The organism is Acidovorax sp. (assembly GCF_022763525.1).
Classification (GTDB): domain Bacteria; phylum Pseudomonadota; class Gammaproteobacteria; order Burkholderiales; family Burkholderiaceae_C; genus Acidovorax.
Genome location: NZ_JALEGG010000169.1, coordinates 1 through 13,302 on the forward strand (window position 1 = coordinate 1; position 13,302 = coordinate 13,302).

Here is a 13,302-nt window from a genome sequence, read left to right on the forward strand (position 1 = left end):
TTCGCGCACCTCCTGTCGCCGGGCCCAGCCCCAGCGCCTTGCTGCGCCCGGGCCACGGCCCGGCGCTGCCCTGAGGAGTGTCCATGCCCCCGTTTCCCTCGGGCGAGATTTCGCTCGCCCGGTGCACCTGCGCGCACCGTCTTCCCGACCATGAGGCCACCGGCACGGCCGTCACCCACGCGGCTGTCGCGGCCACCTCCGCCGACATCACCCGACAGTTCATCCGCGCCAAGCGGCCCTGCGCCGACGGCTACCGCTGGTACCTGCGCCGCCAGGAAGGCGCCAGCAACTACCAGGCGCTGCTGGACGACCTGGTGCGCGAGGGCCGCGTGGACGACGCCTGCTGGATGCTCGACCAGTTCGGCCCCACCAACGACGTGCTGGAGCTGGAGCACCTGGAGGCCGATGCGCTGGTGTTTGCCGGCAGCGTGCGGTGCGCAGGCAGCGCCGATGTGGATGGCGTGCTGCGCACGGGCCGCAGCCTGAGCGTGCGGGGCAGCCTGCGCGTGGGCGGCGCCCTGACGGTGGGCGAGGACTTGCGGGTGTCCGGCGCCGCGCGCTGCAATGGCAGCGTCCGTTTGCATGGCGACGCGCGCATCGGCGGGTCCCTGGCGGCGGCGCAGCGCATGCAGTGCGCCGCAAGCCTGCGGGTGGGAGGCGAGCTCACCTGCGCCGCCGCGGCCCACATCGCGGGCCACTGCGCCGTGAGGCAAAACCTGCAAGTCGCGGGTGAGCTGGACTGCGCCGGCGGCATCAAGGTGGGCGGCCATCTGCACGGCGGTGCCGCCGTGCAGGCCGCGCGTGGGCTGCAGGTGGCAGGCGATGTGGACTGCGGCGGCCACCTGCAGATAGGCTGGGGCGTGCGCGCCGAGGGTCACATTCGCGCCGCTGGTGCCATCCGCGCCGGCGAAAGCCTGTGGGCTGGTGGACCCATTGCGGCAGGGGAAACCTATGGCGTCTACGCGGGATTGGCGGTACCGCTGCCCGACTGGCCAACGAGTGCCCGGGTGCGCGCCACCGAACAGCCCGCACGGCTGCTGAGTGGCTGCTGGACCGGCCCTGAGGAAGAAGCGCCATGACGCCGGCCCTGCACCCCGCGCGCCACCTTGTCTCGCCGCCCTCGGCCGCGCTGACGGGCGCAGGGTGGTTTCACCGCCTGGCAGCCGCGCTGACCGAACTGCGCATCGACGTGGATCTGTCGGGCCGCGATATCCAGCGGGAGTTCGACGCGCTGTATGACCGCATCCGTACCAACCACCGCACCCGCGATGCCATGCGCGCACTGCCCTTGCAGCTGCACGGGCTGTTGTTTCGCGTGCGCGAGGCAGATGGCGAATATTTCGTGTATGCCATCGAGCCGCTGAACAACCGCATCGTGGCCTACACCGTTTTCAACCGGCTGGTCGAGGTGGACCGCCGCACCGACCGCCACCTGCGCGCGCCGCACACCAAGGTGGTGGACGGCTACCGGCGCATGGGCATCGCGTCGGCCATCTACCGTTGGTGGCTGGACTCTGGCAGGAGCCTGATCACTGGCGCACGCCAATCGGCCGGCGCCCATGGCCTGTGGATGGCCCTGGCACGCCACTATGGATTGGCAGCCGTGCGCATCGATACCAACAAACGCCTGCAGCGCCTACCGCTGCCGCCGCCAGCGGGCTTCTTCAGCGCACTGGACACCCGGCTGGTGCTGCTGGGGCGCAACTGCCGTCCGGGGGACTTCCTGCACCTTGCCGACGACGACCGCTGACCGGCTGACCCGTTTCCTGGCGACGCGGCCTTACCCCAGCACTTCCCGCAGTGCCACCTCGTACTGGCCGGTGAGCTTGTCCATCACCGACAGCAGCCGCTCGCTGGTGGTGGCGACCGCGCTGAGCCCCGCATCGTCAGCGGGGCGGCGCAGCGCGGATTCGAAGAACAGCCATTGCGAGTCGGCCAGCTCCAGTTCGTTGCGGATGGCAGGGGTGGACACCGGGGCCGCCTTCAAGGCCTGCAGCGCCTGCCGGAAATCGGCCGCATCGGACGACAGCTGCGCCTGCACGACCTTGAAGTCGACCTTGGCAGCGTTCAGGAAATAGTTCTTGGCCAGGCGCTGCGAGAGCATGCGCTGGCGGCCCGCCAGGTTCACCAGCCGCGCACTGGGCGCCTGGGCCATTTTTTCGATGGCTTCCGTGACGGCCTGGGCAATCAGCAGCGTGCGATCGGACTGCTCGGACGCCGCGACCACCAGGGCCGTGGTGGTCGCGGGCGCGGTAGTCATCTGATTGAGCAAGGCGAACTGTTTTTGCACTTCTGCCAGTTGCCGCCCCACCTCTGCAGGCCATTGGCCCGACTGCATGCCCTTGGCCAGTTCGCCGCTGCCCGACTGCACCATCTTGCGGGCCAGCCCCATCACATCCAGCGCCGCTGCAGGCAGCACCTGCAGGTACTGCTGGCAATAGGCCTTGGCCATGCGCTGCGACAGCGCCCGGAACCAGCCCGCGTAGTTGATGGCGCCCGACAACCCCATCTGTGCCTGCGCCCCATTGGCCCAGGTGGGCAGCAGGATGCCTGCGGCAACCCACTGGACAGCCACACGGCGCTGGCACGGCATGGCATCGGCTGAAAATTCGCGCGTCAACATGAAAACTCCTGAAATTGGCCGTTCCATTGTTGCAACGCAGCAGATCCGGGGCACTGCGCCATGTCAAAAACAGGCTGCTGCGCGGACCAGGGCTTGTGAACAGGCCCGAGCAAAACTTGACCGCGATCAACTCACGGCGCAGGGGCATCACCCCGTGCGCAAGCCCCTTGCGGCAAAATCGCAGCATGGCCGAACGAGTGATCCCCCTGGTGGACCAACGCCTCGCTGCTCTGGCAGCGAAGGTGCCCGCACGAGCCGTGCCGCCCACCGGCCTGCTCACCGACACCCGTGGCCGCCCGCTGCGCGACCTGCGTATCAGCGTGACAGACCGCTGCAACTTCCGCTGCAACTACTGCATGCCCAAGGAAGTGTTCGACAAGGACTACCCCTACCTGCCCCACGGCGCCCTGCTGAGCTTTGAAGAGATCACGCGGCTGGCAAAGCTCTTCCTGGCCCATGGCGTGCGCAAGATCCGCCTGACCGGCGGCGAGCCCCTGCTGCGCAAGAACCTCGAAGAGCTCGTGGCGCAGCTGGCCGAGCTGCGCACCGTGGACGGCGTGGCGCCCGATCTCACGCTGACCACCAACGGATCGCTGCTGGCGCGCAAGGCGCGGGCGCTGAAGGACGCAGGCCTCAACCGCGTGACCGTGAGCCTGGACGGTCTGGATGACGAGGTGTTCCGCCGCATGAACGATGTGGACTTTCCGGTGGCTGACGTGCTGGCGGGCATCGAGGCCGCGCACGCGGCGGGCCTGTCGCACATCAAGGTCAACATGGTTGTCAAGCGCGGCACCAACGAGCACGAAATCTTGCCCATGGCGCGCCACTTTCGCGGCACGGGCACCACGCTGCGTTTCATCGAATACATGGACGTGGGCGCCACCAACGGCTGGCGCATGGACGAGGTGCTGCCTTCCGCCGAGCTCATCGAGCGCCTGCGCGCCGAGCTGCCGCTGGTGCAGCTCGACCCCAGCAGCCCTGGCGAAACCGCCGAGCGCTGGGGCTACGCCAATGCCCAGGGCCAATACGACCCCGCCCTGGGCGAGGTGGGCGTGATCAGCAGCGTGACCCAGGCCTTTTGCCACGACTGCAACCGCGCGCGCCTGTCCACCGAAGGCAAGCTCTACCTGTGCCTGTTTGCGTCCGAAGGCTACGACTTGCGCACCCTTTTGCGCGGCGGCGCCAGCGATGAAGCCATTGCCTCGGCCATCGCGCCCATCTGGCAGCAACGCAGCGACCGGTACTCGGAGCTGCGCGGCAGCCTGCCTGCGGATACATCCCAAGGCACCCGCCGAGTGGAAATGAGCTATATCGGCGGATGAAGATTCGGTACACCCCCCTGAGCGACTTCGTCGCTTCCCCCTTCTCTCGCGCTGCGCGCGGGAAGGGGGACACAGCCCTCGCTGCGGGGCGGCCCTTGCTTGGCTACCCTGGTCTGGGCCGCGCTCGCATCATGGACCATCACCCTTCCAAGACATGATTGACACCCAAGACATCACCGGCCTGGTCCTCGCCGGTGGCCGCGGCTCCCGCATGGGCGGCGTCGACAAGGGCCTGCAGAACTTTCGCGGCCTGCCGCTGGCGTTGCACACCCTGATGCGACTGCAACTGCAGACCGGCAACGTGATGGTCAACGCCAACCGCAACCTGGCGGCCTACGAGGCGTTTGGTGCGCCGGTGTGGCCCGATGTGCTGGCCGACTATGCGGGCCCGCTGGCGGGCTTCCTCACCGGGCTGGAGCGTTGCGAGACGGCCTGGCTGCTGACGGTGCCGTGCGATACCCCGCTCTTTCCTTTGGACCTCGCCGCGCGCCTGGCCGCCGCGGCAGAAGCCCAGGGCGCCGACATCGCCATGGCTGCCGCGCCCGAGGACGATGGCACGGGCCACACCACCGTGCGCACCCAGCCCGTGTTCTGCCTGCTGCGCGTGGGCCTGCTCGAAAGCCTCGTCGCCTTCACGCAGGCCGGCGGCCGCAAGATCGATGCGTGGACGGCCCAGCACCGCTGCGCCATCGTGCCGTTTGACCAGCCGGGCGACAACCCGCAGGCATTCTTCAATGCGAACACGCTGGCCGAGCTGCACGCACTGGAAAGTGCGAGCGCCCCGCAGCCCTGATCACAGACCGCTGCGATGAGCGCGCTCCCGCCCGCGGTCGCCAGTGCTGTGCTGATCCGCCCGTTGGTTGCATCGGACGCCGGTGCCTACAAAGCCCTGCGCGACGAAGCGTTGCGCACCGCACCCGATGCCTTCACCTCCGACTACGAATCCTCGGTAGACCGCGATGCCAGCGAGTACGTTGCCCGCTTCGGCACCGTGGAATCGGGCCAGTTCTTCCTGGGGGCGTTCGATGCCGCAGGCCAGCTGGTGGGCTGCCTGGGCTGCGAGCGCGAGCAGCGCACCAAGCAACGGCACCTCGCGACGCTGGTGGGCATGATGGTCGCGCCACACGCCCAGCGCCAGGGCATCGGCCAACAGCTGGTCGCCGCCTGTGTGGAAGCCGCCCGCCGCGTGCCCGGACTGGCACAGCTGATGCTGAGCGTGACGGCTTCTAACACGCATGTCGTGCGCCTGTACGAGCAGGCAGGATTCCGCGCCTGGGGCCTGCTGCCCAACGCCATCGTGGTGAACGGCGTGGGCCTGGACAAGCTGCACATGGCGCGCGTGCTGACCCCTGCTTCCAACGACAGAACTTCATGAAAACCATTGCCCAGATTGCCGCAGAGCTGCAAGGCTACGACCCGCAGGCTCTCAGCGCCGCCGATGTCAATGCGTTCCTGGAACGGCTGGTCGAGCCCGTTTCCGCCACCGAAGAGCTGCCCCTCTTCAACGCCCTGGGCCGCGTGCTGGCCCGCGAGGTGGTCTCGCCCATCAGCGTGCCGCCGCACGACAACTCGGCCATGGACGGCTATGCCTTTGCAGGCGCCCAACTGGTGGCGGGCCAGCCCCTCACGCTGCGCGTGGTCGGCACCGCCCTGGCGGGCAAGGCCTGGGCGGGCGACGTGGGACCGGGGGAATGCGTGAAGATCATGACCGGCGCGATCATGCCCACAGGCCTCGATACGGTGGTGCCGCAGGAGTTCACCACGGCCGCTGGCGAGGGATGCATCACCATCGCCGCCGATGTGCTCAAGACCGGCGACAACCGCCGCTTCAAGGGCGAGGACCTGATGGCAGGCGGCGTGGCGCTGGCGCAAGGTGCGCTGCTGACGCCCGCCGCCCTGGGCCTGGTTGCCAGCCTGGGCCTGCCCACCGTAACGGTTTACCGGCGCCTGCGGGTGGCGTACTTCTCCACCGGCGACGAGATCCTGAGCCTGGGCGAGCCGCCCCGAGAAGGCGCGGTGTATGACAGCAACCGCTACACGGTGTTTGGCCTGCTCACCCGCCTGGGCGTGGAGGTGGTGGACCTGGGCGTGGTGCCCGACGACCCCGCGCAGCTCGAAGCCGCCTTCCGCACCGCCGCCCGGCGGGCCGACGCCATCATCACCAGCGGCGGCGTGAGCGTGGGCGAGGCTGACCACACGCGGACCATGATGAAGCAGCTCGGCGACGTGGCCTTCTGGCGCATCGCCATGCGCCCGGGCCGGCCCATGGCCGTGGGGCGCATTGGTGGCGCGCCATCCCAAGCAAAATCAGTGCCCAGCGCTTATCCAACAAGCGCCGAAAGCTATCAAAACAATAGCAAACACAACCCGGGAGGCGCCGTGCTGTTCGGCCTGCCCGGCAACCCGGTGGCGGTCATGGTGACCTTCCTGGCCTTTGTGCGCCCCGCCCTGCTGCGCATGATGGGCTGCACCCACACTGCACCACCGCTGCTGCGCGCCACCAGCACCGAAGCCATGCGCAAGAAGCCTGGGCGCACCGAATACCAGCGCGGCCTGGTCACCACCGCGCCCGACGGCACGCTGCAGGTGCGCACCACGGGCAACCAGGGCTCGGGCGTGCTCAGCTCCATGGTGCAGGCCAACGGGCTCATCGTGCTGCACCACGGGCAGGGCAACGTGGCGGTGGGCGATGCGGTGGACGTGATGGTGTTTGACGGCGTGATCTGACGCGGCCTCAAGCCCCCGCCCGGCCGCCGCCTGCCCAACCCGCGCTAACCTGAAGCTCCACTCTCCCGAAACACCATGCCCTACGCCGCACAGCACCTTGCCCAGCCCCCTTCCCGCGACGACGTGGACCGCCTGAGCGGCGCCACGGTGGTCGAGTTTGGCACCCCGTGGTGCCCCCACTGCCTGCGGGCCCAACCTCTGATCGAAGCCGCGCTGAAAGACCGGCCCGACGTCGCGCACATCAAGGTCGAGGACGGGCCCGGCCAGCCACTGGGCCGCAGCTTTCGCGTCAAGCTCTGGCCGACGCTGGTGTTCTTGAAAGATGGTAAGGAAGTGGCACGCCTGGTGCGGCCCCAGGGTGGGCAGGAAGTACTGGACGCTGTGCGGGCCCTTGCAGCCTGAGTCGTTTATTCCCTCGCCGAGCGAAGCCAGCGGGCTGGTGCGAAACGACGTTAACTCTTCGGGGAAATTGCCATCCGTGGTGCGGAAATGCAATGCATGCGACATGGAAATCTCGTTGCGCGTGCCACGGTACATCTCGTGCCACCGGGCTTTAGATTCTGCTGATGGCAGGAACTGAGCTTTAACCAAGCCACGGCGCCAACGCTGAAACGATGACCCATCGGCCAAGGCAGCCGCTCACAAAATCGCCAACGAGCGGGGCGCAACTCGACTGAGCCTTCGGCTGTTCTAGCGCGCCTCTGATACGCTTCAATGGTCTTTTGGGGGTACCGCTCTTAGAACCTCCGGCCGCGCTCGGTATAGGCGCCTGGCTTGAGAGGTGCTCTATGCGTGACTCAACCTTTGCTTGGCTTGTCCTGGCGGCCAGTGTGCTCGCTGAAGTCGGTGGAACAATTGCACTCCGCTACGCGGACGGCTTTACACGTTTTTTCCCTTCCATCCTTACTGGGCTTTGCTATTCAGCCGCTATCTGGCTCATGGCCATCGCCGTGCGGCATATGGAAGTAGGACTTACCTATGCCGTATGGGCGGGAAGCGGAACCGCTTTGACCGCGTTGCTGGGAATGCTCTGGTTTGGTGAATCGGCGAGCTTCCTTCGACTGGCCGGTCTCAGCTGCATTGTTGTGGGCGTCATTGCTGTGAACTTGAGTGCTCGATAAGTCGCGGAACACTCGTTTTCAATGACTGACTCATGCTTCTGCGAAAGACTTCAAAGGGCCCGTAGCGGACATGTTCATTGAGGGTTTTTTGATCCTGAGTTCAGCTTTTCTGCAATCTTCCGCGCTTCTTTTAACTGGGTCGCTGCTGGAACGCGGTCGTCAGATGGGCGCCACCACAATGTATTTTTCTGAAGTGGCTCAAACACCCCCTGAATGACTTGCTTCACGCTACCGTCGATGACCACACCAAGCCCGATGTGTTTTTCAAATGAGCCTTGCTGTTGATTCTTCATATTCGCTGCGCCCAGCTCACTTATTCGTTGTGCCGCTCGTTCGCTTAGCTGAATCTCGACCACAGCCATTTTTCCATCGAGAAAAGCTCGTGCCTTCCGAAAGTCAGCAGGGCCGACCAATGGCTCAGTCGAGATGAACTTATAAGACGCATCGTTGGGGAAGGCAGCGGGAACGGTCATCCACTGCTCAATCATGAATGCGAGTCGAAACTCGACCTGTGCGTGCGCCGAGACCGCTAGGGTCAGCCCTCCAACCAATGCGATTAGCTTGGGCCAGTGAATGGTCCTCATACGTTCTCTTGCCTTTCCTGAATGTCAGCTTCTGGCCGATTGCAGAAGTCTAGCTACTGCATACGTTCGCCTCTGCTTTTCAGGGAATCCAGATCGGGGCTGTGCTCCTCACCGGCCGTTCAGCGCCGTCCATAAAACCAACGTTCAGTGGTGTTCCGCAACTGCGTCTGAAGGTAAAGCAAGAAAGGGCCCTCTCGAGCCCCTTCGTTGTGTTTTCGCGTGACTACTTGGCGATGTAATCCTGCCCGTGCGGATGCAGCGGGTGCGCAGGCTGGTCCGCCGCCACCGCCGTGTTCGCTCCCGGCACGGCCTTACGTGCAAACAGGGTGTACATGGTGGGCACCACAAAAATGGTGAGCAGCGTACCCAGGGACATCCCGCCCACGATGACCCAACCGATCTGCGTGCGCGTCTCGGCGCCGGCGCCTGAAGCCAGCGCCAGCGGGATGGCCCCCAGCACCATCGCGCCGGTGGTCATCAGGATGGGACGCAAGCGCTGCGCAGACGCTTTCACCAACGCATCCACCATCTCCATGCCCTGCTCGCGCAGCTGGTTGGTGAACTCCACGATCAGGATGCCGTGCTTGGTGATGAGCCCCACCAGCGTGATCAAGCCGATCTGCGAATACACGTTCAGCGATCCGCCGCTCCACTTGAGCGCCAGCAGCGCGCCAATCATCGACAGCGGCACCGACACCATGATCACCAGCGGGTCGATGAAGCTCTCGAACTGCGCGGCCAGCACCAGAAAAATGAATACCAGTGCCAGCACGAACACGATGCCCAGGGCACCTTGCGAGCTTTTGAACTCGCGCGAAGTGCCGTTGAGGTCGGTGGTGTAACCAGGCTTAAGGACCTTGGCGGCCGTGGCGTCCATGAAGCTCAGCGCCTCGCCCAGCGAGTAGTCGGGCGACAGGTTGGCCGTGATGGTGGCCGAGCGGCGCTGGCCGAAGTGGTTGAGCTCGCGCGGGCTCACGCTTTCGCGCACGTTGACCAGGCTGGACAGCGGGATCATTGCGTCGTTGCGGCCCCGCACGTAGATGGTGTCGATGTTCTCGGGCGTGGTGCGCCCGCGCGCCTCGGTCTGCACGATCACGTCGTACTGCTCGGCATCGCGCTTGTAGCGGGTCACCGTGCGCCCGCCCAGCATGGTCTCGATGGCCTTGGCCACCACATCCACGCTCACGCCAAGGTCGGCGGCGCGCTCGCGGTTCACCTCGATGCGCAGCTCGGGCTTGTTCAGCCGCAGGTCCACGTCCGGGCCAACGATGCCGGGGTTCTGCGCGATCTCGGCCATGAAGGCGTTCACCACGCTGTTGAGGTTCTCGTAGCTGTCCGAGGTCTGGATCACATAGGTGAGCGGGCGCGAGCGGAAGCCCTGGCCCAGCGACGGTGGCGTGATGAGAAACGCGTTCACGCCCGGCAGGCCCGACACCTTGGGCTGCAGCTCGCGCGCCAGCTCCAGCGTGGTGCGGTGGCGCTTTTCCCAGTCCACCGTGCGGTAGATCACGCTGCCCTGGGCCACGGTGGGATTGCCGATGTTGGCGAAGATGCGGTCGAACTCGGGGTAGTCCTGGCCGATCTTTTCCAGCTCCAGCGCGTAGCGGTTGGTGTAGTCCAGCGTGGCACCGTCGGGTGCCGTCACGCTGGCCAGGATGGTGCCCCGGTCTTCCAGCGGCGACAGCTCCTGCCGCATGCTGGGGTACACCACCACGAGTGCCGCGCCACTCACCGCCATCACGGCCAGCACGATCCAGCGAGCCTGGAAGATGGCGCCGCGCACGCCCCCTCGCTCGCTGCCTTGGCTGCGCCAGCGCGCCGTCACCAGCCACCGCAGCAGGCGGCCGTAGGCGTCCGAGAGGGCCGTCAGCCAGCGCTCCATCGAGCGGTCGAACCAGTTGGGCTTCGGGTTGTGCTTGAGCAGCAGCGAACACATCATGGGCGACAGTGTCAGCGCCACAAAGCCAGACACCACCACAGCACCCGCCAGCGCCAGCGCAAACTCCACGAACAAGCGCCCGGTGCGGCCCGGCGTGAACGCCAGCGGGGCGTAAACCGCCACCAGCGTGAGCGTCATGGCCACGATCGCAAAGCCGATCTCGCGCGCACCCTTGATGGCGGCGGAGAACGGGTCCAGCCCTTCTTCGATATGCCGGTAGATGTTCTCCAGCATCACGATGGCATCGTCCACCACCAGCCCGATGGCCAGCACCAGCGCCAGCAGCGTGAGCGTGTTGATCGAAAACCCCGCCAGCGACATCAGCGCAAAGCTGCCCACCAGGCTCACCGGGATCGTGACGATGGGAATGATGGACGCGCGGAAGGTGCGCAGGAACACGAAGATCACCAGCGCCACCAGCACCACGGCCTCGGCGATGGTGGCGTATACGCTTTTGATCGACCGGTCAATGAACAGCGAGTTGTCGTTGGCAATGTCGATGCCGATGTCCGGGGGCAGGTCGGCCTTCAGGGTGGGCAGCATGGCCCGCACACCTTGAGACAGCTCCAGCGGGTTGGCAGTAGCCTGACGGATCACCCCGACCGAAATGGCCTCGCGTCCGTTCAGGCGCACACGGCTGCGGTCGCTGGCCGCCCCCTCTTCCACCCGCGCCACGTCGCGGATGCGCACCGGAAAGCCGTTCACCGTCCGGATCACCACGTTGGAGAACTGCGCGGGCGTGGCCAGGTCCGTCTGGGAAGTGACGCTGAACTCGCGCTGCTGCGACTCGATGCGGCCGGCGGGCAGCTCCAGGTTGTTCTTGCGAATGGCGTCTTCCACGTCCTGCGTGGTCAGGCGGTAGGCCGCCATGCGTTCCGGATCCAGCCACACGCGCATGGCGTATTTGCGCTCGCCGTAGATGGGCACATCGGCCACACCCGTCACCGTCTGCAAACGCGGCTTGACGATGCGATTGACCAGGTCGTTGATCTCCAGCGGCGTGCGCGTGTCGCTGCTGAAGGCCAGCCACATCACGGGCGATGCATCGGCCTCGACCTTGGCGATCACCGGCTCGTCCACGGCATCGGGCAGGCGGTTGCGCACCCGCGCGGTGCGGTCGCGCACCTCGGCGGCGGCGTTGTCCGCATCTTTTTCGAGGCGAAAGCGCACGCTGATCTGGCTTTGCTCGGCGCGGCTGATGGAGGTGATCACATCCACCGCGTCAATGCCAGCGATGGAGTCTTCGAGCGGCTTGGTGACCTGGGATTCAATCACCTCGGCGGACGCGCCCGCATAGCGCACGCTCACGGTGACCACAGGTTCGTCGATCTTGGGGTATTCGCGCACCGAAAGGCGCGTGAAGCTCACCGCGCCGATCAGCAGCACCAGCAACGAAAGCACGGTCGCAAAAACCGGCCGACGGATGGAGATTTCAGCGAGTTGCATGGCAATCTTGGAACTTCATCGATCAGGCAGGCTGGCGCAACCCGCCTGGCGTGGCCTGGCCCGTCGAGCCCGCAGGCTGCTGGCAAGGGTTGGGGCCGGGCAAGGGCGGCACCACCGCGGCTGCGGCAACCGCCGTGGCAGGCGGGACGGCCGACATCGGCTGCTCTGCCGTCCGGGGACTGCCGCTGCCAGTCCCCGTGGGCGCTGGCGCGTCGCCCAAAGCCACGGCCCCGGCGGCGCCGCTGCTACCCGCTGCGCTGGCTGCCCCCGAGGCGGCTGCGCGCGGGGGCGGCGGCGCAGCGCCATGACCCGGCTTACCCAATTCCACCACCCGCACCGCGGCGCCATCCTTCTGGATGCGCTGCTGGCCCGCGGTCACCACCATGTCGCCCGTGGCCAGCCCATCCACCACCTCCACCAGCCCGGGGATGCGCGCACCCAGCTTGACGGGCGTGCGCCGCGCCATGCGGGTGCCGGGTTCCTTGCCCTCCACAATCTTGAACACATAGGGGCTGCTGCCGTCGGGCACGATGGCCTCCTCGGGGATCACCCGGGCATCGCCGCGCTCGGAAAACACGGCCGTCACGCGCGCAAACATGCCGGGGCGCAGTTGCAGCCGCCGGTTGTCAATGCAGCCGCGCACCGCCACCGCGCGGCCGTCAGCGTCAATCTGGGGGTTGATGGCCTGCACCACGGCGCTGTAGCGCACGCCGGGCAAGGCGTCGAACGCCACCTGAGCGGTCTGGCCCGTGCGGACCTTGCCTTGCAGGCGCTCGGGCAGTCGGAAGTCGACGTACACCGCATCCAGGTCCTCGATATTCACGATGTCCGCGCCGTCCTTGAGGTAGTCGCCCACGTTCACGCCACGAATACCGGCAATGCCATCAAACGGAGCCACGATCTTCAGGCGCGATGCTGTGGCCTGCGCGAGCGCCAGCTTGGCCCGCGCCACTTCCAGGTTGGCCGCGCTTTCATCGACCGAACGCTGGCTGATGAAGCCCTGGGCCACCAGCTCCTGATTGCGCTTGTGGTTGGCTTGGGCAATCGACAGCTCGGCCTGGCTCTGCTGCACCTGCGCGCGGGGCAACTGGTCGTCAAACTGCACCAGCACCTGTCCGCGCCGCACACGTTCGCCATCGCGAAAGTTGAGCGCCGTGATGCGCCCGCTCACCTCAGGGCGAAGCACCACGCTCCGGCGCGACCGCAGGCTGCCCACGGCCTCTGCATCATCGCGCAAGGCCATCTGTCGCACAGCCACGGCCTCCACCGCCACGGGCCGGCCAGCCCCCCCCTTGGCTGCAGCGCCCCCCCGGCTGTCGGCAGGCGCCTCGCTGCGCTGGGGCTGCCCAGGCTTTTGAAACCACCAGGCTGCGCCCGACGCGGCAGCAATGCCGATGACTGCGAAGACGATGTACTTTTTCTGGGACGCCATGGGAGCAATGAGCGGGTGAGAAGCGATGGTTGAGCGGATGCCACGGAGAAGGCAGTCAAACAATGTATCAGTGCGTGTCTTGCAGTGCAGCCAACCTGGGCAAGACCC

The 13,302-nt window shown here is 66.5% G+C and carries 12 protein-coding genes; 8 read left to right on the top strand and 4 right to left on the bottom strand.

Annotation, left to right across the window (positions count from 1 at the left end; translation table 11 throughout):
- Positions 1-83 precede the first annotated feature (83 nt).
- Positions 84-1,079 carry a polymer-forming cytoskeletal protein gene (locus tag MRY84_RS13065; RefSeq protein ID WP_291506153.1) on the top strand — a complete coding sequence of 332 codons (996 nt, stop codon included), beginning with the start codon at positions 84-86 and terminating at the stop codon, positions 1,077-1,079.
- Entirely contained in the window at positions 1,076-1,750 is a 675-nt protein-coding gene (locus MRY84_RS13070) for a hypothetical protein (protein WP_291506154.1), read from the top strand. Before MRY84_RS13065 ends, MRY84_RS13070 begins: the two co-directional genes overlap by 4 nt.
- A 30-nt stretch (positions 1,751-1,780) precedes the next feature.
- On the opposite strand, the gene MRY84_RS13075 is transcribed toward MRY84_RS13070, so the two are convergent.
- Positions 1,781-2,623: a type IV pili methyl-accepting chemotaxis transducer N-terminal domain-containing protein gene (locus MRY84_RS13075; RefSeq protein WP_291506155.1), complete on the bottom strand. Its 843-nt coding sequence runs from the start codon at positions 2,621-2,623 to the stop codon at positions 1,781-1,783.
- A gap of 185 nt (positions 2,624-2,808) precedes the next feature.
- Here MRY84_RS13075 and moaA point away from each other — a divergent pair, with 185 nt between their 5' ends.
- The 6 genes from moaA (at position 2,809) to MRY84_RS13105 (ending at position 7,793) form a co-directional block, all read left to right on the top strand.
- Positions 2,809-3,945, top strand: a complete 1,137-nt coding sequence (gene moaA, locus MRY84_RS13080; RefSeq protein WP_291506156.1) for a GTP 3',8-cyclase MoaA — start codon at positions 2,809-2,811, stop codon at positions 3,943-3,945.
- Positions 3,946-4,099: 154 nt separating this feature from the next.
- Entirely contained in the window at positions 4,100-4,738 is a 639-nt protein-coding gene (mobA, locus tag MRY84_RS13085) for a molybdenum cofactor guanylyltransferase MobA (protein ID WP_291506157.1), read from the top strand.
- Positions 4,739-4,753: 15 nt separating this feature from the next.
- Positions 4,754-5,320, top strand: coding sequence for a GNAT family N-acetyltransferase (locus MRY84_RS13090; protein WP_291506158.1), 567 nt, complete (start codon positions 4,754-4,756; stop codon positions 5,318-5,320).
- Positions 5,317-6,672, top strand: coding sequence for a gephyrin-like molybdotransferase Glp (glp, locus tag MRY84_RS13095; protein WP_291506159.1), 1,356 nt, complete (start codon positions 5,317-5,319; stop codon positions 6,670-6,672). The genes MRY84_RS13090 and glp overlap by 4 nt, the downstream gene beginning before the upstream one ends.
- A 75-nt stretch (positions 6,673-6,747) precedes the next feature.
- Positions 6,748-7,074 (top strand): thioredoxin family protein, encoded by a 327-nt coding sequence (locus tag MRY84_RS13100; protein WP_291506160.1) that lies wholly within the window; start codon positions 6,748-6,750, stop codon positions 7,072-7,074.
- Positions 7,075-7,460: 386 nt separating this feature from the next.
- On the top strand, positions 7,461-7,793 hold the full coding sequence (locus MRY84_RS13105) for a multidrug efflux SMR transporter (RefSeq protein WP_291506161.1): 333 nt from the start codon (positions 7,461-7,463) through the stop codon (positions 7,791-7,793).
- A gap of 74 nt (positions 7,794-7,867) precedes the next feature.
- Here MRY84_RS13105 and MRY84_RS13110 read toward each other — a convergent pair whose 3' ends face one another.
- The 3 genes from MRY84_RS13110 to MRY84_RS13120 form a co-directional block, all read right to left on the bottom strand.
- Positions 7,868-8,281: a hypothetical protein gene (locus MRY84_RS13110; protein ID WP_291506162.1), complete on the bottom strand. Its 414-nt coding sequence runs from the start codon at positions 8,279-8,281 to the stop codon at positions 7,868-7,870.
- Positions 8,282-8,600: 319 nt separating this feature from the next.
- A complete protein-coding gene (locus MRY84_RS13115; protein ID WP_291506163.1) occupies positions 8,601-11,762 on the bottom strand; it encodes an efflux RND transporter permease subunit in 3,162 nt (1,053 codons plus the stop codon).
- 22 nt (positions 11,763-11,784) lie between these two features.
- Entirely contained in the window at positions 11,785-13,194 is a 1,410-nt protein-coding gene (locus MRY84_RS13120; RefSeq protein WP_291506164.1) for an efflux RND transporter periplasmic adaptor subunit, read from the bottom strand.
- Positions 13,195-13,302 lie beyond the last annotated feature (108 nt).